Here is an 18,900-nt window from a genome sequence, read left to right as displayed (position 1 = left end):
TCCAGCCTCGCCGGCGTTTGAGGCGCGGGTCCGGGCGGAGCCCGGTGCCCGGCGGAGCCGGGTTTCGGGGGGGGGGGGCGCCCCCCCCCCCCCCCCCCGGCCCCGGCGGGGCCGCGGGGCGGGGGGGGGCCCGCCCCCCCCCCCCCCCGCGCCCCCCCCCCCCCCCCCGCCGCCGGGGGGGGGGGGGGGGCGCGGGCCCCCCCCCCCTGCCCGGCGGAGCCGGGTTTCCTGGGGCTCCGCCCCAGACCCCGCTCCTCAAACGCCGGAGGGGCTGAATTGGCGCGGCCCAGACACCAAGCGGTGGCGAGCCGACTCAAGCCCCGCCGGGTCCGGGCGGAGCCCGGCGGGGGGACGGGGTGTTAGCCCAGGGCCTGGGTGAGGTCTGCGATGAGGTCGTCCGCGTTCTCGATGCCCACCGAGACGCGGATCAGGTCCGCCGGCACCTCGAGCGCCGAGCCGGCCACCGACGCGTGCGTCATGCGGCCCGGGTGCTCGATGAGGGACTCGACGCCGCCCAGGGACTCGGCCAGGGTGAAGATCTTGGTGCGGCCGCAGACCGCGACGGCCTCTTCCTCGCCACCGGCGACCTGGAAGGAGACCATGCCGCCGAAGTTCCGCATCTGCTTGGCGGCGACCTCGTGCCCCGGGTGCTCGGGCAGGCCCGGGTAGAGGACCTTGGTGACCTTCGGGTGCCGCTTGAGCACCTCGACGATCTTGCCCGCGTTCTCCGCGTGCCGGTCCATGCGCACGGCCAGGGTCTTGATGCCCCGCAGCACGACCCAGGAGTCGAAGGGACCGGCCACCGCGCCCATCGCGTTCTGGTGGTAGGCCAGTTCCTCGCCGAGCGCCTCGTCCGCGGTGACCAGCGCGCCGCCGACCACATCGGAGTGTCCGCCCATGTACTTGGTCAGCGAGTGCACGACCACGTCGGCGCCCAGCGCGAGGGGCTGCTGCAGGTAGGGGGAGGCGAAGGTGTTGTCCACGACCAGCTTGGCGCCGGCCGTCCGCGCGATGTCGGCGACCACGGCGATGTCCGTGATGCCGAGCAGCGGGTTGGAGGGGGTCTCGACCCAGATGACCTTCGTCTTCGGGGTGAGGGCCGCCCGCACGGAGTCCGCGTCGGAGGTGTCGGCCACCGACCACTCGACGCCCCAGCGGGAGACGACCTTCGCGAAGAGGCGGAAGGTTCCGCCATACGCGTCGTTGGGGATGACCACGTGGTCGCCCGGGGAGAGCAGCGTACGCAGCAGGCAGTCCTCCGCGGCCAGTCCGGACGCGAAGGCGAGCCCGCGACGGCCGCCCTCCAGCGCCGCGAGGTTCTCCTCCAGCGCGGTGCGGGTCGGGTTGGCACTGCGGCTGTACTCGTAGCCGCCGCGCAGTCCTCCGACGCCGTCCTGCTTGTACGTGGAGACCTGGTAAATGGGCGGTACGACCGCGCCGGTCTGCGGGTCCGCCGTATTGCCCGCGTGGATCGCGCGGGTCTCGAAGCTCTGGTGCTCGTGGCTGTCGTCGCTCATGGTCAGATGCTATGCCCCGCCCGGGTTCGGGTCCCCCTATTGGCCTGCGGCCCCCTCGGTCTGGTTCGCTGGAGGCATGGAGATTCTGTGGTTGCTGTTCGCGATACTCATGATCGTGTTCATCTTGGGTCCGTACGTCCGGCGCAGGCGCGGTGGCATCCGCCTGGTCGCACCGGAGAGCCCTGACGCCGCCGACCCGGCGAACTACGGATTCGACCGGCAGGAGGAGCTGGACATCCGGGTCCCCGGGCCCGACCAGGATCTGATGGACGCCCTCGACAACGTGCAGCGCACCGGCCAGTGGCAGGCGGCCTCGCAGCTGCTCGCCGGGACCCCGCGGGAGGGCGAGCGGCGCTGGCAGCGCGTGCAGGCCTTCGGCGGGGCGGCGGCGCTGGAGCTGGTGGCGCAGCCGGGCGTCGGCGCGCAGTGGCTGAAGGCGTGGCGGCTGGACGCGGAGCAGGACGCGGGCGGCGCGCAGGTGCACGCGGAGCTGCTGGTGCAGCAGGCGTGGCGGCACTCGGGCGGGGTCGGGTCCGCCGATCACCGGATCATCCTGGAGGAGGCCCGGGAGGCGTGCCGCAGGGCCGCGCTGCTGGCGCCGGCGGACCCGGTCCCGTACATCACGGAGCTGGCGATCGCGCGGGGTCTGGCGTACTCGGAGGCGGAGTTCGACACCCTGTGGGCGGAGGTCATCGACCGGGCGCCGGAGCACATGGGGGCGCACCTGGCGGCGCTGCACTACTGGTGCGCGAAGTGGCACGGCTCGCGGGAGAAGGCGGACGCGTTCACGCACGCGGCCGCGGCGCGCGCGCCGCAGGGCTCGCTGCTGGCGGCGCTGCCGCTGTTCGCGGTGTACGAGAACACCCCCGAGATCGTCCTGACCGGCGGCTTCTACCAGGGCGCGGTCGTGACGCGGGCGGTGGAGGGGGCGCTGTACGCGGTGAACACCGCGCGCCAGGACGACCCGATGCTGGCGCACGTACGGCACCTGCTGCTGATGTTCCTGGTCAACATGGAGCGCTGGGCGGAGGCCATGGAGCAGGTGCGGCACGTGGACGGCTACGTGGGCGCGCTGCCGTGGTCGGCCACGGCGGACCCGGCGGCGGAGTACGCGGTGTACCGGGCGCTGGCGGTGGCGGGGTACGAGGCGAACGGCGGGTCGCCGGCGACCCTCCCGCAGTAGCCCTCCGGGCCGGTCGGCAGGTCGGCGCGCCGGCCCTCCGGGCCGGCCCCGAACCCCCCACGCTCCAGGGAGAACCCCTGGTGAATGAAGTTGCTGTAAGTGACCACTGAGCCGCATGATGCGGCAGGCGGCGGCCTTCGACTCCCGCCACGCACTTCGCGCCACCTTCATCCCGTGGGGGGATCTGTCCTTAATGGGCGCTTCACTGCGCGCCTTGCGCGCCCTCGTCCTGCTCGCCGGCTTCTACCTGCTCGGCGTCTTCCTGCTGGCAGCCCTCGCGGGCGCCGACTACGCCGCCTTCGCCTTGCTGCAGGGGCCGATCGTTTACAAGATCGCCGTCTTCTCCTGCGTCCTCGCGATCCCGATCGTGCGCGGCATGTTCATGCTGCGCACCCCCAAGGCCGAGCCGCCGGCCGGCATCACCGTCACCGTCGACGAGGCCCGGGAGCCCGCGCTGTGGGAGGTCGTGCGCGACGTCGCCCGGCAGGTCGGCACCCGCGCGCCCGACGAGATCGTGCTGCTCCAGGACGTGAACGCGGCCGTCAGCGAGGAGTCCTCGCTGCTGGGCCTGAAGCCCGGTACCCGTCGCCTCTACCTCGGCCTGCCGCTGATGATGGGTCTGGACGAGATGCAGCTGCGCGCCGTGCTCGCCCACGAGATGGGCCATTACGCCAACTTCGACACCCGCCTCACCCCGCTGATCGCCCGCGGCCGCGCCCAACTGATCCGTACCATCGCCTACTTCCACGAACGCTCCGCCAAGAAGGTCGCCAAGGAGCGCGAGAGGCAGGAGAAGCACGCCGCCAAGCGGCGGGCCAAGGGCCGGCGGGCCACGATCGTCGAGACCCCGGGCCTGGGCGCGACGTACCGCGGCATGGCCAGGATCTACACGGCGTACGGCAACTTCTACATACGCGCCACCCTCTCCGCCGCCCGCCGCCAGGAGCTCGCCGCCGACCTCGCGTCGGTCCGGGTCGCCGGCCGTGACTCCGCCGCCTCCGCGCTGCGCGAGGTGAACGCCCTCGACTCGGCGCACGGCTTCTACATGAGCTCGTACGCCACCCTCGGCGTCGGCGCCGGTCTGCTGCCCCGCCCCGGCGAGGTCTTCGGCGGGCTGCGCCGGCTGCTGGAAGCCCGCTCGGCCGAGCTGGACGAGCTGCGCCGGGAGCTGTCGACCGAGCCGACCTCGCCTCACGACTCCCACCCCGCACTCGCCGAGCGCGTGGCCCGCATCGAGGCGCTGCCCGATGACGGCCGCGCCGGGCAGGCCGCCCGTCCGGCCCTGGAGCTGCTGGCCGACGCCGACGCGGCGCTGACCGCGCTGGAGCAGGCCGTCCTCACCCCCGAGGCCCTCGCGCTCAAGCGGGCGGACTGGGAGGACCTCGTCCACGAGTCCATGAGCCTGTACGTCGACCAGGGCGCGCAGGAGATCCGGGAGGCGTGCGCCGCCGAGGGCGCGGGCCCCGGGCTCGCCGAACTGCTCGACGCGGTCGACGCCGACCCGGCGGTGCGCTGGCGGATCGCCGACCGCTTCCCGAAGTCCGAGCAGGCGGCGGCCGCCACCGGCCGCACCGCGCGCGAGTTCGCCCGCCCGGTCCTGCGGCGCGCCCTGGACCAGCTGGCCGGCATCGAGCTGACGGCTCGTGGCGCCGCCCGCTGGCAGCTGTCCTGGTCCGAGTCGGCCACGCTCGTCTACCCGGCCGACGGCTTCGAGGAGCGGCTCGGCCAGGCCCTGGACGCGGCCGTCTCCGACCAGCCCGACACCGAACCCCTGCGAAAGCTGGTGCTTGCCCCGTGATCGGTCTCTACATCCTCGGCCTCCTGCTGGCGGGCGCCGCGTTCAAGTTCCTGCGGGGGGTCCACTACCTGCGCAAGGCGAAGCGGCTGGAGGCGGAGGTCGCCGTCCTGCAGGCGCAGACCGCCGCCACGAACGACCGCACCGCCGCCGTCAAGGCCGAGCAGAAGGCGCGGGAGGCGGCCGAGGTCGTCGCGCTGGGCTTCGTGGCGGAGGAGGACCTCGACACCGAGAACGCCCTGCCCGTCCCGCCCGAACGTACGGCCGCGCTCGACGCGGTGCGCGCCGGCGACTGGGAGGCGGGGGCCGCGTACGTCGAGGCGTGCGGGACGGACTGGGAGGAGCGCTGGCAGCGCGTCCGCGCCCTGTCCGAGGTGGCTGCCGAGGACGACACCTGGCTGCTGGCCTGGCGCGCGGCCCGGCCCGGCGACGCGACCGCGGCCCTGGTGAACGCCGACACGAGCATCAAGGTGGCGTGGAACGTGCGCGGCAGCCAGGCCGGCAGCCGCACCACGCAGGAGCAGTTCCGGATCTTCCACGAGCTGCTCGCCAAGGCGCAGGCGGACGCGCACGAGGCCCAGCGGATCGCCGATCCCGCGGACCCGGTCCCGTACATGGTGGAGCAGCCCATCGGGCACGGCCTGGGCTATTCGCACGAGCAGTACGGCGAGCTGTGGGCGCAGATCACCTCACGCGACCCCAAGGTGCTGACGGCGCACACCACCGCCCTGCAGTACTGGTGCGCGAAGTGGCGCGGCTCGCACGAGAGGGCGCTGGCCTTCGCGCGGGAGTCTGCCGCCTCGGGCAAGCCGGGTGAGCTGCTGTCCCTGCTGCCGCTGGCGGCGTACGTGGAGCAGGAAATACGCGAGCCGGACCTCAAGCCGGAGACGTTCTTCAAGGAGCCGGAGGTCGTCGCGGCGGTGGAGGCGGCCCTCGTGGACCTGGCGGCGGCCGACCCGGCCGACTGGCGGGCGATCCGGCTGCGGCACATGCTCGCCTGGTTCCTGTTCTGGCAGGACCGGGACGCGGAGGCGGTCGAGCAGTTCCGGCACATCGACGGGTACATCGGGGCGATGCCCTGGTACTACTCGTCAAGGTCCCGGTACGTGTACGCGCGGAACTGGGCGGTGCGCGAGGTCACGCCGGGCCTGTGAGGCGTGGGGAGGGGCGGGCCGGGGAATCCCGGCCCGCCCCTTTCCGTTGTCATTGCCACAAGGAGGGAATCCATGTTCTCGTACCGCCGTACGCCCGAGCTCCCCACCCGCGAGGAGGCCCTGACGGGCCGCGCGGAGCCGCTCTTCGCCCTGCCCGAGAAGCACACCGTGCTCGGCAATCCGCTGTCCGGTCCCTACCCCGCGCACCTCGAAGTGGCCGACTTCGGCCTGGGCTGTTTCTGGGGTGCGGAGCGCAAGTTCTGGCAGACCCCCGGGGTGTGGACCACGCTGGCCGGATACCAGGGCGGCTTCACCGAGAATCCGACCTACGAGGAGGTCTGCTCGGGCCTGACCGGCCACACCGAGGTCGTCCGCGTGGTCTTCGACCCGTCCCAGGTCTCGTACGCGGCCCTCCTGAAGCTGTTCTGGGAGTCCCACGACCCCACCCAGGGCTTCCGCCAGGGCAACGACGTCGGCACCCAGTACCGCTCGGCGGCCTACACCCACTCCCCCGCCCAGCAGACGACGGCGGAGTCCTCCCGCGCGGCCTACCAGCAGGTCCTGGCCTCCTCGGGCTACGGCGAGATCACCACGGCCGTCCTCCCGGCGGCGGACCGCCCCTTCTGGCCCGCGGAGGCCCACCACCAGCAGTACCTGGACAAGAACCCGGGCGGCTACTGCGGCATCGGCGGCACGGGCGTCTCCTGCCCGATCGGCGTGACCGCAGCGGAGTGACCGCGGCGGAGTGACCCACCACCCGGCCGGCCCCTCCCGGGGGCCGCCGGACCGGCTCACCCGTTCGGGTGGGGGTGGTGCGGACGCGCTGGGTACGCTGGCGCCGGGGCCCAGAATCTCGCCCATGGGAGCAACCGTGACCACGTCCGCAGCCGGGCAGCCGCTCATCCCGCAGCCACCGGCCACCGTGACGGCGCTACGCCAGGCCGTCGCGCAGATCGCCCCAGCGGCGCTGCCCGCGTTCACCCGCGAGCTGGACCAAGCCGCGGACCAGTCCCGCCAGGGTGCCGATCTGGCCCCGCTGCAGCGGTTCATCGCCCAGTGGGCGGCGTACGTGCACATCCAGCGCCAGCCGCACCTCGCCGAGGAACTGCGCCGCTGGGAGGACACCGCGGCCAGTGGAGAGGCCCTGCAGGCCCGGCGGGCCGCCGCCGAGATCGGCAGGATCCTCGACGCGGCACACACCGCCCTCGCCGGCCACCGGACGTGAGCAACGCCTGGCACTGGGAGTACGACCCTGACCAGGCCCACGTCACAGGCGGGATCCCCGCCCACGTCGTCGCCGAGGTCGAGCGACTGGCCGGACAGCTGGTCGAGTTGGCGGGCATGGGGGTGGACCTCGGCGAACTCGGCAACGGGCCGAGGCCCGGCGGCCTGCGCCGGATGGACGCCGCCGACGGCTGGTTCTACTTTCTCGCCGCTCCGCGGGCACGATTGATCATCATCGTCCGCATCGTGCCGCCCTTCGACTTTCTGTAGTGCGCGGCTCACGCCGGCTGCATCGTGAGCTGGAAGATGCCCGCGCCGCGCTCCCGGCGGTAGCCGAGGGCTTCGTTCACCGCCCGCATGGGGGTGTTCTCGTCCGCCACCGTCGTGGCGATCCGGCGCAGCGCGGGATAACGTCCGGCCGCCTCGGCCGCCATCCGGAGTTTCACGGCGCGGCCGAGGCCGTGGCCGCGGTGGGCGGGGGTGACGACGGTGTCGTACTGGATGGCGCGCCGGCCGGAGGGGTCCGGCAGGACGAGTTCGGTGTACGCCGCCACCTCGCCCGCGCCGGTCACGGCCGCGACCGTGATCAGCTCCCCGCCCCGGTCGACGATCACCTGCTGCACGGCGTGCAGCCGCTGCGCCGTCCAGACCGGGATCCGCTCGTCCATGTCCCCGGTCGGCGCGTCCTGCATCGCCCCGTGGGCCACGGCGGCGGCCGGCGCCCAGGCGTCGGGGACCGGGCCGTGCCAGGTGAGGAGCTCGTACCCGGGTGTGGCGGGGACCGGAGCGGGCCCGTCGGCCGGGAGCTCCTGTTCGTACCAGGCCATCGGCAGGACGTTCTCGAAGCCCAGCGACTGCGCGAACGCCTGCCCCGGTCCGCCCAGGTCGACCAGCGCCGAGACCGAGGTCCGGCCCTGCGCGAGCAGTTCCTCGCGTACCCGCGCCCACAGGGCGGTGCCCACGCCCCGCCGCCGCTCCTGCGGCCGTACGGTCAGCACGTCGAGGAACGCGGTGTGCGCGTTGCCCTCGTCCGTGAACAGGAGCAGGGCCGCCACGCCCGCGCCCTCGCCCGCGCCCTCGCCCGCCGCCCAGAGCACGGGCCGGCCGAGCGCCGGCGGCACGCACAGCCGCCCGGCGACCTCCCGGCGGGAGGGCGCCTCGAGCTGCGGCTGGTCGGCGGCCACGGCGGCGGTAAGTACGGCCAGCCAGGCGTCGACCTCGGCGTCGGACGGGGGCGGGCCGAGAGAGTGGATCATCATGACCCGACCCTAGAGCGGCTCCGGACGCGGCACCGGACGGTTTTCGGTCAGCCTCTCACCCGGTACATCAGGCCCCCGGCATCAGGCACCCGGCACCCGCCCCCAGGCAAAGACGGACGGCGGGGACCCCCGGGGGTCCCCGCCGTCCGTCGACTGCGGTCGGTTCACACGCGGCGTCAGGCGGCCGAGCCCGCCTTCCACTCCGCCCAGGCCATGTTCCAGCCGTTGAGGCCGTTGTCCGGCTTGATGGTCTTGTCCGGGGAGTTGACCACGGTGACCACGTCGCCGATGAGCGAGTTGTCGAAGAACCACGCGCCGGCCTGGTTCGGGTCGTTCGCGCCCTTGGCGTCGTTCAGGCCGACACAGCCGTGGCTGGTGTTGACGCTGCCGAAGACCGAGTCCGATCCCCAGTAGTTGCCGTGGATGAAGGTGCCGGACGTGGACAGCCGCATGGCGTGCGGGACGTCCTTGATGTCGTACTCGCCCTTGCCCTCTTCGTTCTTGAAGCCGACGGTCGAGCCGTCCATCCGGGTCTCCTTGAACTTCTCGGAGATCACCATCTGGCCGTTGTACGTCGGGTTCTCCGGGGAGCCCGCCGAGATCGGGATGGTCTTGAGGACCGCGCCGTCCCGGGTGACCGTCATCTGCTTCGTCTTCGTGTCGACCGTGGAGACCTGGCTGCGGCCGATCTTGAAGGTGACGGTCTTGCTCTGGACTCCCTGGACGCCGGGAGCGCCCTGGACGCCCTCCAGGGCCAGCTTCAGCGTGACGGTGGAGTTCGCCTGCCAGTACTGCTCGGGGCGGAAGTCCAGGCGCTGCGGGCTGAACCAGTGGCCGACGACTTCCTGGCCGCTGCTGGAGGAGACCGAGATCCCCGCCTGGACGGCCTTCTTGTCCTTGATCGCCTTGTTGAAGGTGATCGAGACCGGCATGCCCACGCCGACCGTCTGGCCTTCCTCCGGGACGAAGGAAGCCACGAAGCTGTTCTCGGGGGAGACGGTGGTGAAGGAGGCGTTCTCGTGGGCCTCGCGGCCGTCCGCGTCCTTGGCCGTCGCCGCGAGGGCGTACTTCGTGGAGCGCTTCAGGGCGGCGTCGGGCTTCCAGCTCTTGCCGTCGGCAGCGATCTTGCCGGCCACGGCCGCGCCCTCGCTGGTCTTCAGCTCGACCAGGGTGAGCGTGCCGTCACTGACGGCGACGTTGGCGGCGTCGTTGAGGCCGACGTTGGTGGCGCCGTCCTTCGGCGTGATGGTTATCTTCGCCTTCGACGCGTCCTTGGCCGCTGCCGCGTCGACCTCCGCCTGGGACTTGCTGGCCTCGCCGTTGCCCTTCGGCTTGTCGTCGCCCCCGCCGTTGCACGCCGAGAGCATCAGTACACCGCCGAGCACGACGGATATGGCCGCCAGGGACCTTCTCCGTCGCTTGCTGTCCGTCCTCACACGTCACTCCATCGTTGCCGGATACCCCGGGGCTGCCGTCCCGGGGTTGGCCGGGCAGGGGGACGCGCCCCCCGCCTCGTCCTGACAACGCGTTAACGGCGCCGGCCGGTTCCACATTCCGTTGGGATGTGGGCAACCACACGGTCAGGCGTTGTCGGGTTCTTCGTCGAAGTCCCCATCTTCCTCGTCGAGGTCCCACTCCATCGACTCGGGGTCGTATTCGACGGGCTCGCTGCTCCACGAGGCCTGGGCCAGCTCCACGCCGGGGATGTCGGCGACCAGGTCGGTGGGGTCCACCAGGTAGGCGAGGGCCTCCGATTCGTCCTCGCGGACGGCGGACTCGGCGTGGCCGCGCTCCTCGTCCGGCATGAACTCGTCGGCCTTGATGTGCGCGAGCGCGGCTCCGGTGAGTGCCTGGGCGTCAGGCACCTCAAGTACCAAATCCACCCGAAGTCGGACGTAACGTGATGTCTCAGAAGGGTTCATACGACGGAGCGTAAGCCCGCGGAAGCCCTGACTTTCCCACGACCCGCCCCTTTCCGTAGCATCACCGCACACGGCCAATTCGCTGCTGCCACAAGGGGGATCGCACCGTGTCCGCACGCCGACCGCTGCTCACCGCTCTCGGAGCGACCACCCTCCTCGCCGCCCTGTGGTTCGTGCCCTCGGCGGGCGCCACCTCACCAGGGGCCGCGGAGAGCCCGTCCGGCGTGCCCGCCGGCGCGAACACCGCCGAGACCGGCGCCGGGTCCGGATCCGCTTCCGCTTCCGGAACCGTCACGGGAACGGCCGAAGCGGCGGGCTCGCGGCCGCCGTCCGTCGTGCTCGCCGACACCGGCTCCGTCGACACCGCCCCGTACCTGCTGGGCGGCACGCTGTTCCTCGGCGTCGGGGCCGGGTTCGTGGCCTTCTCCGTACGCCGCTCCCACGCCCCCTCCTCCCCCTCGCGCTCCACGTGAACGGGTCACGCGCCCCGCACGCCCGGTGAACGGGAAGGGCCGCCCCGGGAGGAATCCCGGAGCGGCCCTTCGCCGCACACCAGAGCGGTCCGCGGTCAGGCGAGCGGACCCGTCACCGGCTCCACCGCGGCGAGCAGCCCGCCCGTACGGACGAACGCCTCGGCGGCGGCCAGGTCGGGGGCGAGGAAACGGTCCGGCCCGGGGCCCTGCACACCCGCCGCGCGGGCGCCCGCGATCGCGGCCTGGCTCGCCGGGGCCGGGGTCAGCCCGTGGCGCAGCTCGATGGCGCGGGTGGCGGCGTAGAGCTCGATGGCGATGATCCGCGTCAGGTTGTCGACGGCGGTACGGAGCTTGCGCGCGGCCGACCAGCCCATCGAGACGTGGTCCTCCTGCATGGCGGAGGAGGGGATCGAGTCGGCCGAGGCCGGCACCGCGAGCCGCTTCATCTCGCTGACCAGGGCGGCCTGCGTGTACTGGGCGATCATCAGACCGGAGTCCACGCCGGCGTCGTCCGCGAGGAACGGCGGCAGGCCGTGCGAACGGTTCTTGTCGAGCAGCCGGTCGGTGCGCCGCTCGGCGATGGAGCCGAGGTCGGCGGCGGCGATGGCCAGGAAGTCCAGGACGTACGCGACCGGGGCCCCGTGGAAGTTGCCGTTGGACTCCACGCGCCCGTCCGGCAGCACCACCGGATTGTCGACGGCGGCGGCCAGCTCGCGGGAGGCCACCAGGGCGGCGTGCGCCATGGTGTCGCGGCCCGCGCCGGCGACCTGCGGGGCGCAGCGCACGGAGTAGGCGTCCTGCACGCGCGGGGCGGTCTCCTCCTGGTAGTGGCGGACGAGCCCGGAGCCCTTCAGGACGGCGGCCATGTTCGCGGCGGAGGCACCCTGCCCCGGGTGCGGACGGATGGCGTGCAGCTCGGGCTGGAGCACCTTCTCCGTGCCGAGCAGCGCCTCCAGCGTCAGCGCGGCGGTGATGTCGGCGGAGGTGTAGAGCTTGCCGAGGTCGGCGAGGGCCATGACCAGCATGCCGAGCATGCCGTCGGTGCCGTTGAGGAGGGCGAGGCCCTCCTTCTCTCGGAGCACCACGGGCTCGATGCCGGCTTCGGCGAGCAGTTCGCCGGCGGGGCGGACGGTTCCGTCCGGGCCCTCGGCGTCACCCTCGCCCATGAGCGCGAGCGCGCAGTGGGACAGCGGGGCGAGGTCGCCCGAGCAGCCCAGGGAGCCGTACTCGTGGACGACGGGGGTGATCCCGGCGTTGAGCACGTCGGCCATGGTCTGGGCGACGGAGGGGCGTACGCCGGTGTGACCGGAGGCGACGGTCTTCAGCCGGAGGAACATCAGCGCGCGGACCACCTCGCGCTCGACGCGCGGGCCCATGCCGGCGGCGTGCGAGCGGACGATGTTGCGCTGGAGCTGGGCGCGCAGCTCGGGACTGATGTGCCGGGAGGCGAGGGCACCGAATCCGGTGGACACCCCGTAGACGGGCTCGGGCTTGGCGGCGAGGGCGTCGACGATCTCGCGGGCACGGGCGAGTGCGTCGAGCGCCTCGCCGGACAGCTCGACCCGTGCGTTGCCGCGGGCGACGGCGATGACGTCCTCGGCAGTGGTCCCGGAGGTCCCGACCACAACAGTGTGCATATCCATATTCAGCACCCTACGGATTGAATCGCTTCATGTCACTAGGGGAAATTGTCACGATCGCGACCGACGAGTAACCCTTACTGGCGCCCGCGGAAGCGGCGCCGCTCCCCCGGGGCCTCCTGGGCGGCGGCGTCCGCGAGGCGGACCACCGCGGTGTCCCGCCCCGCGACCACCGGCCCGGTCGAGCGCGCCGCCTTCGCCTTGTACTGGGCGGCGTCGGCCAGCCGGAACAGCCGCCGGGAGGACTTCACCGGCCCGATCGGGTCCCCGGTGGAGGCCACCCCGCAGGCCACGCCCTCGCCCAGCTCCAGCTCGGCCGCCCGGGTGCACACCTCCTCGGTGACCCGGACCACCTCGTCGGCGCTCGGGCCGACCCCGACCAGGCAGAACTCGTCGCCGCCCAGGCGCGCGACCAGCGCCCCGGGCAGCATGGCCCCGCACAGGCTGAGGACCGACCCGAACCGCTCCAGCAGCCGGTCGCCCATGGCGTGGCCCAGGGTGTCGTTGACCTTCTTCAGCCCGTTCAGGTCACAGACGACGAGGCTGACCACCACCCCGGTGCGCCGGTGCTCCTCCAGGGCCTCGTCGAGCCGCATGTCGACGGCCCGGCGGTTCGCGAGCCCGGTCAGCGGGTCGGTGAAGGCGAGGCGCCGGGCCTCCTCCAGCCGCTCGTTCTGCGCGAGGCCGGCCGCGATCACGGCGGCCAGCACGGTGGCGAACTCGGCGTCGTCCTCGTCGAAGTCGGGCAGCCCCTCGTCCCGGGCGACGTACAGCTCGCCCCAGGCCCGCCCGCTGAGCACGACGGGCGCGACCACGCAGGTCCCGCGGCCGCGGTGGCGCAGGGCCTCCCCGCGCCGCCCCGGGCGGTCGCCGACGGCGCTCTCGACCCAGGCGTGCGGACCGCCCCCGCCCACCCACCGTTCGTGGAGGAACTCGGTGATCTCGGGGAAGTCGTGCACGGGGTAGGACTCGTCCTCGGGGAACTCCTCCTCCCCGGCCCGCCGCTCGCCCTCGTTCACGAGCACGCGCAGGCGCCCCCGCTCCCGCTCCCACGCGGAGATCGCGGCGAACGAGCCGTCCAGCGCCGTGCGCGCCCCCCGCGCCGCCGCCCGCACACTGTCCCGCGGCGCGCAGGCCGCGGCCATCGCCTGCGCGAGGCTCACCACGGCCCGCAGCCGCCCGTCGACTCCCATCACCCCAGGTTAGGGAGTTTTGTCCGATTTGGTACGCGTGACGCTACTGAGCGGACACCCCCCGGGTGCTGCCGGACGGGTGGGCTACTCCCCCGGCCAGTTCGGCTTGCGCTTCTCGTTGAAGGCCGCCACGCCCTCCGCCCGGTCACCGGAGAAGGCCACCGTCCGCCAGGCCGCGTCCTCGATCTCCAGACCCGCCGCCAGGTCCATCCCGTGCCCCAGCCGCAGCGCCCGCTTGGCCGCCCGCAGACCCACCGGGGAGTTCGCCGCCATCCGGGACGCCAGGGCCAGGGCCTCGGCCCGGTCCTGCCCCGCCGCGACCACCGAGTCCACCAGCCCCAGGGACAGCGCCTCGGCCGCCTCCACCCGGCGCGCCGTGAAGATCAGCTCGGCCGCCCGGGCCGCACCCACCCGGCGCGGCAGCAGCTGCGTACCGCCGCCGCCCGGGATCACGCCCACCGACACCTCGGGCAGCCCGACCACCGCGCTCTCGTCGGCCACGATCACGTCGCAGGCCAGGGCCAGCTCGAAGCCGCCGCCCAGCGCGAACCCGTGCACCGCCGCGATGGTCGGCACCGGAAGCTCCAGCACACCCCCGTACGCCCCCCGCGTGGTCGGCCGCTGGCGCACCAGCTCGGCGTCCGACAGCGAGTTCCGCTCCTTGAGGTCCGCCCCGACGCAGAAGGCCCGCTCGGCGGTGGAGGTGAGGACGACCACGCGCACCGACGGGTCCGCGGCGAGCGCCGCGCAGGCCGCGCCGATCGACCGGGCCATCTCCGTCGACACCGCGTTCATCGCCTTGGGGCGGTCCATCGCCAGCTCCGCGACGTGCCCGTCGCCCTCCCGACGTACCGCGACGAACTCTCCGAAGCGCTGCTCAGACATGCCTGCGACCCTCCCGGTTAACGAGCGTTATCAGCGCACTCTAGTGCGCGGGGAGGCCACCGGGTCAAGGCCGCGGGGGTCGGGCGGCACGGCTGCGCCCCGGCCCGCCGGCAAGGGGGCCGGGCCGCGCAGGGGGCCGGGCCGCGCAGGGGGCCGGGCCGTCGGCAAGGGGCCCGGGCCCGAAGGCGCGTCAGGCGGGGTTCTTGGGCTTCCTGCGGGTGAGCGACCAGGGCTCCACCACGCCCAGCCCTCGGACCGGCCGCTGCCACATCGGCTGGAGGGCGAACCGGTAGGACGCCCCCTCGTCGGGCGAGGTCTCCGCCTCCTTCTCCGACACCGGCGCGGCCCCGGTCCGGGAGAGCTCCTCGGCCATCGCCCCGTCCACCAGCACCGCGTCCTTGGGAGCTATGGAGGTCAGCCGGCTGGCCAGGTTCACCGTGGTCCCGAAGACGTCGCCCATCCGGGTCGTCACCGTGCCGAAGGCGATCCCGACCCGCAGCTCGGGCATCTGCGCGTCGAGCTCCATCGTCTCGATCAGCCGCAGCGCGATCTCGGCCGCCGTCCCCGCGTCGTCGGCGCAGTACAGCACCTCGTCGCCGAGCGTCTTGATCAGCCGGCCGCCGTGCGCGGCCACCAGGTCCGCCGCGGTCGTCTCGAAGGACTCGACGAGCTCGCCGAGCTCCTCCTCCTCCAGCCGCCGCGTGAGGCGCGTGAAGCCCACCAGGTCGGCGAAGCCCACCGCGAGCCGCCGGTCGACCATCTCGTCGTCGTCCGCGACCTGCACCACGCGCCCGGTGGCGGCCGCCAGCTGCCGCCGCCACACGTAGACGAGGAATTCCTCCAGCTCGGGCAGGAGCAGCTCCACCAGGGGGTACGTGACCTCCGTACGGGTCATCCCCGGCTCCGGCGGCTCGGTCAGCCCTTCCAGGAAGGAGTCGATCTGCCACTCGGCCAGCCGGGCCGTGGTCTGCCCGGTGGACCGGGCCACCTGCACCGCCATCGGCTCGGACAGCAGTCCGGCCTCCACCAGACCGGCGAGCCGGCGCAGCGCCAGTACGTCGGCCTCGGTCAGCGCCTTGGCCTGCCCGATGTCGGCGAAGCCCATGGCCCGCCAGAAACGGGAGGCGAGCTCCATGGACACGCCCGCGCTCCGGGCGGCCTGGAACGGCGTGTACCGGCGCTCGGCCCCGAGGATCAGCTGCTCCAGCCGGATGGCGAGGGGATCCGCCGTCGGGTGGGCCGTGTGGTCGACCTCGTGGTGCGGGGTGTGCTGGTCACGGCCGATCGGGGTGACCGGGCCGGACGCGGAGCCGCCGGCTCCGGCGGACGCGCTGGACGTAGAGTCGTCGACGGTCAAGGGCCGCCTCCTGTCCATTCCGTGCGCACTGCCCTGCGAACCGGTTGATCACCACGAGCACCGGGATCGCCTAAACCATACGGCAGGTGTGCCGTAGCTCACTCCCCCTCCCCTTTTTGGGAAGCGGTCCGCCTCCGGGGCGCCCGGGCAGCCCATGAGGCCGTACCCGCCGGAAATGCCGTTTCCCGACATTTCTCCGCGCGCCCGGCCCCATCCCCGTCGTGCCCCGTCAGTGCACGGAGCGCAGGTGGACGACGTCCCCCGCCCCCACCGCCTCGTGCTGTCCCTCGGCCGTACGGATCACCAGGCGGCCATCGGTGTCCACCGCTTCGGCCGTTCCGGTGAGAGTGCGGCCGCCCGGGAGCTCCGCGCGGACGTGGCGGCCGAGGGTGGCGCAGCCCGCGGCGTAGGTCTCCTGGAGGCCGCTGGCGGCGGGGTCGCCGCCCGCCGCGCGCCAGTTCCCGTACCACTCCTCCAGGGACCGCAGTACGGCCCTCAGCAGCGGGTCCCGGTCGGTCACGGCGGCCTTGGCCAGCGCGAGCGAGCCCGCGGCCGGTACGGGCAGCTCGTCCTCGGTGAGGCTGACGTTGAGCCCGATCCCGACGACCACGCCGTCCTCGACCCGCTCGGCGAGGATCCCGCCGGTCTTGCGCTCCTCGCCGTCCACGGTGACCAGCAGGTCGTTGGGCCATTTGAGGGCGGTGTCCACGCCCGCCGCGCGGGACAGCCCGGTCGCGGTGGCCACCCCGGCCAGCAGGGTCAGCCACCCCCACCGCTCCTGCGGCACCGCGTCGCCCGGCTTGAACAGGACGGAGAAGAACAGCCCGGACCGGGCCGGCGCGACCCAGCTCCGGTCCAGCCGCCCGCGCCCGGCACTCTGCTCCTCGGCGACGAGCACGGCCCCCTCGGGCAGCCCGGGCGCCCGGGCGGCGAGGTCGGTGTTGGTGGAACCGGTGGTGGCGACCACGTCAAGGGAGGTCCACAGCCCTCCCCCGGTGACGAGGGCCCGCCGCAGCCCCTCGGCGTTCAGGGGCGGCCTCTCCAGACTCGACCAACGACCTGCGGAAGCTCCTGCTGATGCATCTGATGGCGTCATGCAACCCACAGTAGGTGTGTCAAACGCCGCACTGCCGAGCGCCATGCCCGCCGATACGCTACGCACCAGTAGCCAGCAGTAGTCAATCAATTGACCAGGCAGTTGACACCATGCAGGGAGCCGCGACCCCGATGTCACATCCGTCAGAGCCGATCGACATGCACACCACCGCGGGCAAGATCGCGGATCTGCAGCGCCGCATCGACGAAGCCACCCACGCCGGTTCCGCCCGTGCCGTGGAGAAGCAGCACGCCAAGGGCAAGCTGACGGCGCGTGAGCGGGTTGCCCTGCTGCTGGACGAAGGGTCCTTCGTCGAGCTGGACGAGTTCGCCCGGCACCGCTCCACCAGCTTCGGCCTGGAGAAGACCCGCCCCTACGGCGACGGCGTCGTCACCGGCTACGGCACGGTGGACGGCCGCCCGGTGGCCGTGTTCTCGCAGGACTTCACCGTCTTCGGCGGTGCCCTCGGCGAGACCTACGGCCAGAAGATCATGAAGGTCATGGACTTCGCGCTGAAGACGGGCTGCCCGCTCGTCGGCATCAACGACTCCGGCGGCGCCCGCATCCAGGAGGGCGTCAGCGCGCTGGGCATGTACGGCGAGATCTTCCGCCGCAACGTCCACGCCTCCGGCGTCATCCCGCAGATCAGCCTGATCGTCGGGCCCTGCGCGGGCGGCGCCGTGTACTCGCCCGCCATCACCGACTTCACGGTCATGGTCGACCAGACCTCGCACATGTTCATCACCGGCCCGGACGTCATCAAGACGGTCACCGGCGAGGACGTCGGCTTCGAGGAGCTGGGCGGGGCGCGCACCCACAACAGCACGTCCGGCGTGGCCCACCACATGGCGGGCGACGAGAAGGACGCCATCGAGTACGTGAAGTCGCTCCTCGCGTACCTGCCGTCGAACAACCTCTCCGAGCCGCCCGCCTTCCCGGAGGAGGCGGACACCGAGGTCTCCGACGTCGACCGCGAGCTCGACGTGCTGATCCCGGACAGCGCGAACCAGCCGTACGACATGCACACCGTGATCGAGCACGTGCTGGACGACGCGGAGTTCCTGGAGACGCAGGCGCTCTTCGCGCCGAACATCCTCACCGGTTTCGGCCGGGTCGAGGGCCACCCGGTGGGCGTCGTCGCCAACCAGCCGATGCAGTTCGCCGGCTGCCTGGACATCGACGCCTCCGAGAAGGCGGCCCGCTTCGTGCGGACCTGCGACGCCTTCAACATCCCGGTGCTGACCTTCGTCGACGTCCCGGGCTTCCTTCCGGGCACCGACCAGGAGTACAACGGAATCATCCGGCGCGGCGCCAAGCTGATCTACGCGTACGCCGAGGCCACCGTTCCGCTGATCACCGTCATCACCCGCAAGGCCTTCGGCGGCGCCTACGACGTGATGGGCTCCAAGCACCTCGGCGCGGACCTGAACCTGGCCTGGCCGACCGCGCAGATCGCCGTCATGGGCGCGCAGGGCGCGGTGAACATCCTGCACCGCCGCACCCTCGCCGAGGCCGCTCCCGAGGAGGTGGAGGAGACCCGGGCCCGGCTCATCGCCGAGTACGAGGACGCGCTGCTCAACCCGTACACGGCCGCCGAGCGCGGTTACATCGACGCGGTGAGCATGCCGTCCGAGACCCGGGCGCACGTGGTGAAGGGGCTGCGGCAGCTGCGCACCAAGCGGGAGTCCCTGCCGCCGAAGAAGCACGGCAACATCCCCCTCTAGCCCCTCCAGGAGGTCACTGTGGTGATCAAGGTCGTCAAGGGCAATCCGACCCCGGAGGAGCTGGCCGCCGCACTGGCGGTGGTCCAAGCGCGCGCGGCGGTGCTGGCCTCGGCACCGTCGGGCGCCCCGCCGGTCGCGGACGAGTGGTCGACGCCGGCCCGGGTGGCACGGCGGCGGCTGCCGCAGCCGGGGCCGCGCGCGTGGGGCCGTACGTACTGGCCGGGTTAGCCGAAGATGATGTGAACGAAAGGTGGCGCCTGAGTACCCGTACTCAGGCGCCGCACCCGTTCCCGGGGCCAGGATCGGAGCATGCTCTGGTCCGACCCGAAGAACGAGCCGCCCAAGGACATGCGCGACGCGCAGGCGATGATCCGACGGCTGAGCGTGGTCCTCGCCCTCGCCATGCTCGTCGTGGTCTACGTCCTCGGCGTGGGCCACTTCTAGGCCCTCTCCGGGCGTGTTCCGGGGTGTCGCCGGC

The 18,900-nt window shown here is 72.8% G+C and carries 19 protein-coding genes; 10 read left to right on the top strand and 9 right to left on the bottom strand.

The window, feature by feature from the left end:
* Nucleotides 1-359: 359 nt before the first annotated feature.
* Nucleotides 360-1,517, bottom strand: coding sequence for a cystathionine gamma-synthase (locus ACIPYQ_RS07430; RefSeq protein WP_361770993.1), 1,158 nt, complete (start codon nucleotides 1,515-1,517; stop codon nucleotides 360-362).
* 76 nt (nucleotides 1,518-1,593) lie between these two features.
* Between ACIPYQ_RS07430 and ACIPYQ_RS07425 the strand changes: the two genes are divergently transcribed.
* From ACIPYQ_RS07425 to ACIPYQ_RS07400, 6 genes are all read left to right on the top strand, one after another.
* A complete protein-coding gene (locus ACIPYQ_RS07425) occupies nucleotides 1,594-2,700 on the top strand; it encodes a hypothetical protein (RefSeq protein WP_401247087.1) in 1,107 nt (368 codons plus the stop codon).
* Between the two features lie 193 nt (nucleotides 2,701-2,893).
* Nucleotides 2,894-4,498 carry a M48 family metalloprotease gene (locus ACIPYQ_RS07420; RefSeq protein WP_401247085.1) on the top strand — a complete coding sequence of 535 codons (1,605 nt, stop codon included), beginning with the start codon at nucleotides 2,894-2,896 and terminating at the stop codon, nucleotides 4,496-4,498.
* Nucleotides 4,495-5,649, top strand: coding sequence for a hypothetical protein (locus ACIPYQ_RS07415; RefSeq protein WP_401247082.1), 1,155 nt, complete (start codon nucleotides 4,495-4,497; stop codon nucleotides 5,647-5,649). Before ACIPYQ_RS07420 ends, ACIPYQ_RS07415 begins: the two co-directional genes overlap by 4 nt.
* A 72-nt stretch (nucleotides 5,650-5,721) precedes the next feature.
* Nucleotides 5,722-6,384: a peptide-methionine (S)-S-oxide reductase MsrA gene (gene msrA, locus ACIPYQ_RS07410; RefSeq protein WP_401247079.1), complete on the top strand. Its 663-nt coding sequence runs from the start codon at nucleotides 5,722-5,724 to the stop codon at nucleotides 6,382-6,384.
* A 136-nt stretch (nucleotides 6,385-6,520) separates the two neighbouring features.
* Nucleotides 6,521-6,874, top strand: a complete 354-nt coding sequence (locus ACIPYQ_RS07405) for a DUF6247 family protein (RefSeq protein ID WP_401247704.1) — start codon at nucleotides 6,521-6,523, stop codon at nucleotides 6,872-6,874.
* Nucleotides 6,871-7,143, top strand: coding sequence for a hypothetical protein (locus tag ACIPYQ_RS07400; protein ID WP_401247076.1), 273 nt, complete (start codon nucleotides 6,871-6,873; stop codon nucleotides 7,141-7,143). The genes ACIPYQ_RS07405 and ACIPYQ_RS07400 overlap by 4 nt, the downstream gene beginning before the upstream one ends.
* A gap of 8 nt (nucleotides 7,144-7,151) precedes the next feature.
* Here the strand turns inward: ACIPYQ_RS07400 and ACIPYQ_RS07395 are convergent, their stop codons facing one another.
* From ACIPYQ_RS07395 to ACIPYQ_RS07385, 3 genes are all read right to left on the bottom strand, one after another.
* Entirely contained in the window at nucleotides 7,152-8,132 is a 981-nt protein-coding gene (locus ACIPYQ_RS07395; RefSeq protein WP_401247074.1) for a GNAT family N-acetyltransferase, read from the bottom strand.
* A gap of 176 nt (nucleotides 8,133-8,308) precedes the next feature.
* Nucleotides 8,309-9,568 carry an Ig-like domain-containing protein gene (locus ACIPYQ_RS07390; protein WP_401247071.1) on the bottom strand — a complete coding sequence of 420 codons (1,260 nt, stop codon included), beginning with the start codon at nucleotides 9,566-9,568 and terminating at the stop codon, nucleotides 8,309-8,311.
* Nucleotides 9,569-9,712: 144 nt separating this feature from the next.
* Nucleotides 9,713-9,997, bottom strand: a complete 285-nt coding sequence (locus ACIPYQ_RS07385; RefSeq protein WP_361770152.1) for a hypothetical protein — start codon at nucleotides 9,995-9,997, stop codon at nucleotides 9,713-9,715.
* Between the two features lie 164 nt (nucleotides 9,998-10,161).
* Here ACIPYQ_RS07385 and ACIPYQ_RS07380 point away from each other — a divergent pair, with 164 nt between their 5' ends.
* The gene (locus ACIPYQ_RS07380; RefSeq protein ID WP_401247069.1) at nucleotides 10,162-10,527 is read left to right on the top strand and encodes a hypothetical protein; all 366 of its coding nucleotides are present in this window, start codon (nucleotides 10,162-10,164) and stop codon (nucleotides 10,525-10,527) included.
* 95 nt (nucleotides 10,528-10,622) lie between these two features.
* Here the strand turns inward: ACIPYQ_RS07380 and hutH are convergent, their stop codons facing one another.
* The 5 genes from hutH to ACIPYQ_RS07355 form a co-directional block, all read right to left on the bottom strand.
* The gene (gene hutH / locus ACIPYQ_RS07375) at nucleotides 10,623-12,164 is read right to left on the bottom strand and encodes a histidine ammonia-lyase (RefSeq protein ID WP_401247067.1); all 1,542 of its coding nucleotides are present in this window, start codon (nucleotides 12,162-12,164) and stop codon (nucleotides 10,623-10,625) included.
* 80 nt (nucleotides 12,165-12,244) lie between these two features.
* Nucleotides 12,245-13,360: a sensor domain-containing diguanylate cyclase gene (locus ACIPYQ_RS07370; protein WP_361770141.1), complete on the bottom strand. Its 1,116-nt coding sequence runs from the start codon at nucleotides 13,358-13,360 to the stop codon at nucleotides 12,245-12,247.
* Between the two features lie 84 nt (nucleotides 13,361-13,444).
* Nucleotides 13,445-14,245: an enoyl-CoA hydratase-related protein gene (locus tag ACIPYQ_RS07365; protein ID WP_361770138.1), complete on the bottom strand. Its 801-nt coding sequence runs from the start codon at nucleotides 14,243-14,245 to the stop codon at nucleotides 13,445-13,447.
* Nucleotides 14,246-14,435: 190 nt separating this feature from the next.
* A complete protein-coding gene (locus ACIPYQ_RS07360) occupies nucleotides 14,436-15,602 on the bottom strand; it encodes an adenylate/guanylate cyclase domain-containing protein (RefSeq protein ID WP_401247062.1) in 1,167 nt (388 codons plus the stop codon).
* A 229-nt stretch (nucleotides 15,603-15,831) separates the two neighbouring features.
* The gene (locus ACIPYQ_RS07355) at nucleotides 15,832-16,698 is read right to left on the bottom strand and encodes a biotin--[acetyl-CoA-carboxylase] ligase (RefSeq protein ID WP_401247059.1); all 867 of its coding nucleotides are present in this window, start codon (nucleotides 16,696-16,698) and stop codon (nucleotides 15,832-15,834) included.
* Between the two features lie 131 nt (nucleotides 16,699-16,829).
* Between ACIPYQ_RS07355 and ACIPYQ_RS07350 the strand changes: the two genes are divergently transcribed.
* The 3 genes from ACIPYQ_RS07350 (at nucleotide 16,830) to mmpB (ending at nucleotide 18,866) form a co-directional block, all read left to right on the top strand.
* On the top strand, nucleotides 16,830-18,422 hold the full coding sequence (locus ACIPYQ_RS07350) for an acyl-CoA carboxylase subunit beta (RefSeq protein ID WP_362232881.1): 1,593 nt from the start codon (nucleotides 16,830-16,832) through the stop codon (nucleotides 18,420-18,422).
* Nucleotides 18,423-18,440: 18 nt separating this feature from the next.
* A complete protein-coding gene (locus ACIPYQ_RS07345) occupies nucleotides 18,441-18,650 on the top strand; it encodes an acyl-CoA carboxylase epsilon subunit (RefSeq protein ID WP_319725115.1) in 210 nt (69 codons plus the stop codon).
* 81 nt (nucleotides 18,651-18,731) lie between these two features.
* Complete coding sequence (mmpB, locus tag ACIPYQ_RS07340; protein ID WP_319725117.1) at nucleotides 18,732-18,866, top strand: morphogenic membrane protein MmpB; 135 nt, start codon at nucleotides 18,732-18,734, stop codon at nucleotides 18,864-18,866.
* The last annotated feature ends 34 nt before the right edge of the window (nucleotides 18,867-18,900 follow it).

Source organism: Streptomyces sp. NPDC090045, from assembly GCF_044747975.1.
Classification (GTDB): Bacteria; Actinomycetota; Actinomycetes; order Streptomycetales; family Streptomycetaceae; genus Streptomyces.
Note: the sequence above shows the minus strand (reverse complement) of the source record. Positions and strands in the feature narration are given on the sequence as shown.

Bases quoted from the DNA above. Each gene is read 5' to 3' on its own strand.
- ACIPYQ_RS07430 (WP_361770993.1), bottom strand. From the start codon at position 1,517: ATGAGCGACGACAGCCACGAGCACCAGAGCTTCGAGACCCGCGCGATC.
- ACIPYQ_RS07425 (WP_401247087.1), top strand. From the start codon at position 1,594: ATGGAGATTCTGTGGTTGCTGTTCGCGATACTCATGATCGTGTTCATC.
- ACIPYQ_RS07420 (WP_401247085.1), top strand. From the start codon at position 2,894: ATGGGCGCTTCACTGCGCGCCTTGCGCGCCCTCGTCCTGCTCGCCGGC.
- msrA (WP_401247079.1), top strand. From the start codon at position 5,722: ATGTTCTCGTACCGCCGTACGCCCGAGCTCCCCACCCGCGAGGAGGCC.
- ACIPYQ_RS07395 (WP_401247074.1), bottom strand. From the start codon at position 8,132: ATGATGATCCACTCTCTCGGCCCGCCCCCGTCCGACGCCGAGGTCGAC.
- hutH (WP_401247067.1), bottom strand. From the start codon at position 12,164: ATGCACACTGTTGTGGTCGGGACCTCCGGGACCACTGCCGAGGACGTC.
- ACIPYQ_RS07370 (WP_361770141.1), bottom strand. From the start codon at position 13,360: ATGGGAGTCGACGGGCGGCTGCGGGCCGTGGTGAGCCTCGCGCAGGCG.
- ACIPYQ_RS07365 (WP_361770138.1), bottom strand. From the start codon at position 14,245: ATGTCTGAGCAGCGCTTCGGAGAGTTCGTCGCGGTACGTCGGGAGGGC.
- ACIPYQ_RS07355 (WP_401247059.1), bottom strand. From the start codon at position 16,698: ATGACGCCATCAGATGCATCAGCAGGAGCTTCCGCAGGTCGTTGGTCG.
- ACIPYQ_RS07350 (WP_362232881.1), top strand. From the start codon at position 16,830: ATGTCACATCCGTCAGAGCCGATCGACATGCACACCACCGCGGGCAAG.
- mmpB (WP_319725117.1), top strand. From the start codon at position 18,732: ATGCTCTGGTCCGACCCGAAGAACGAGCCGCCCAAGGACATGCGCGAC.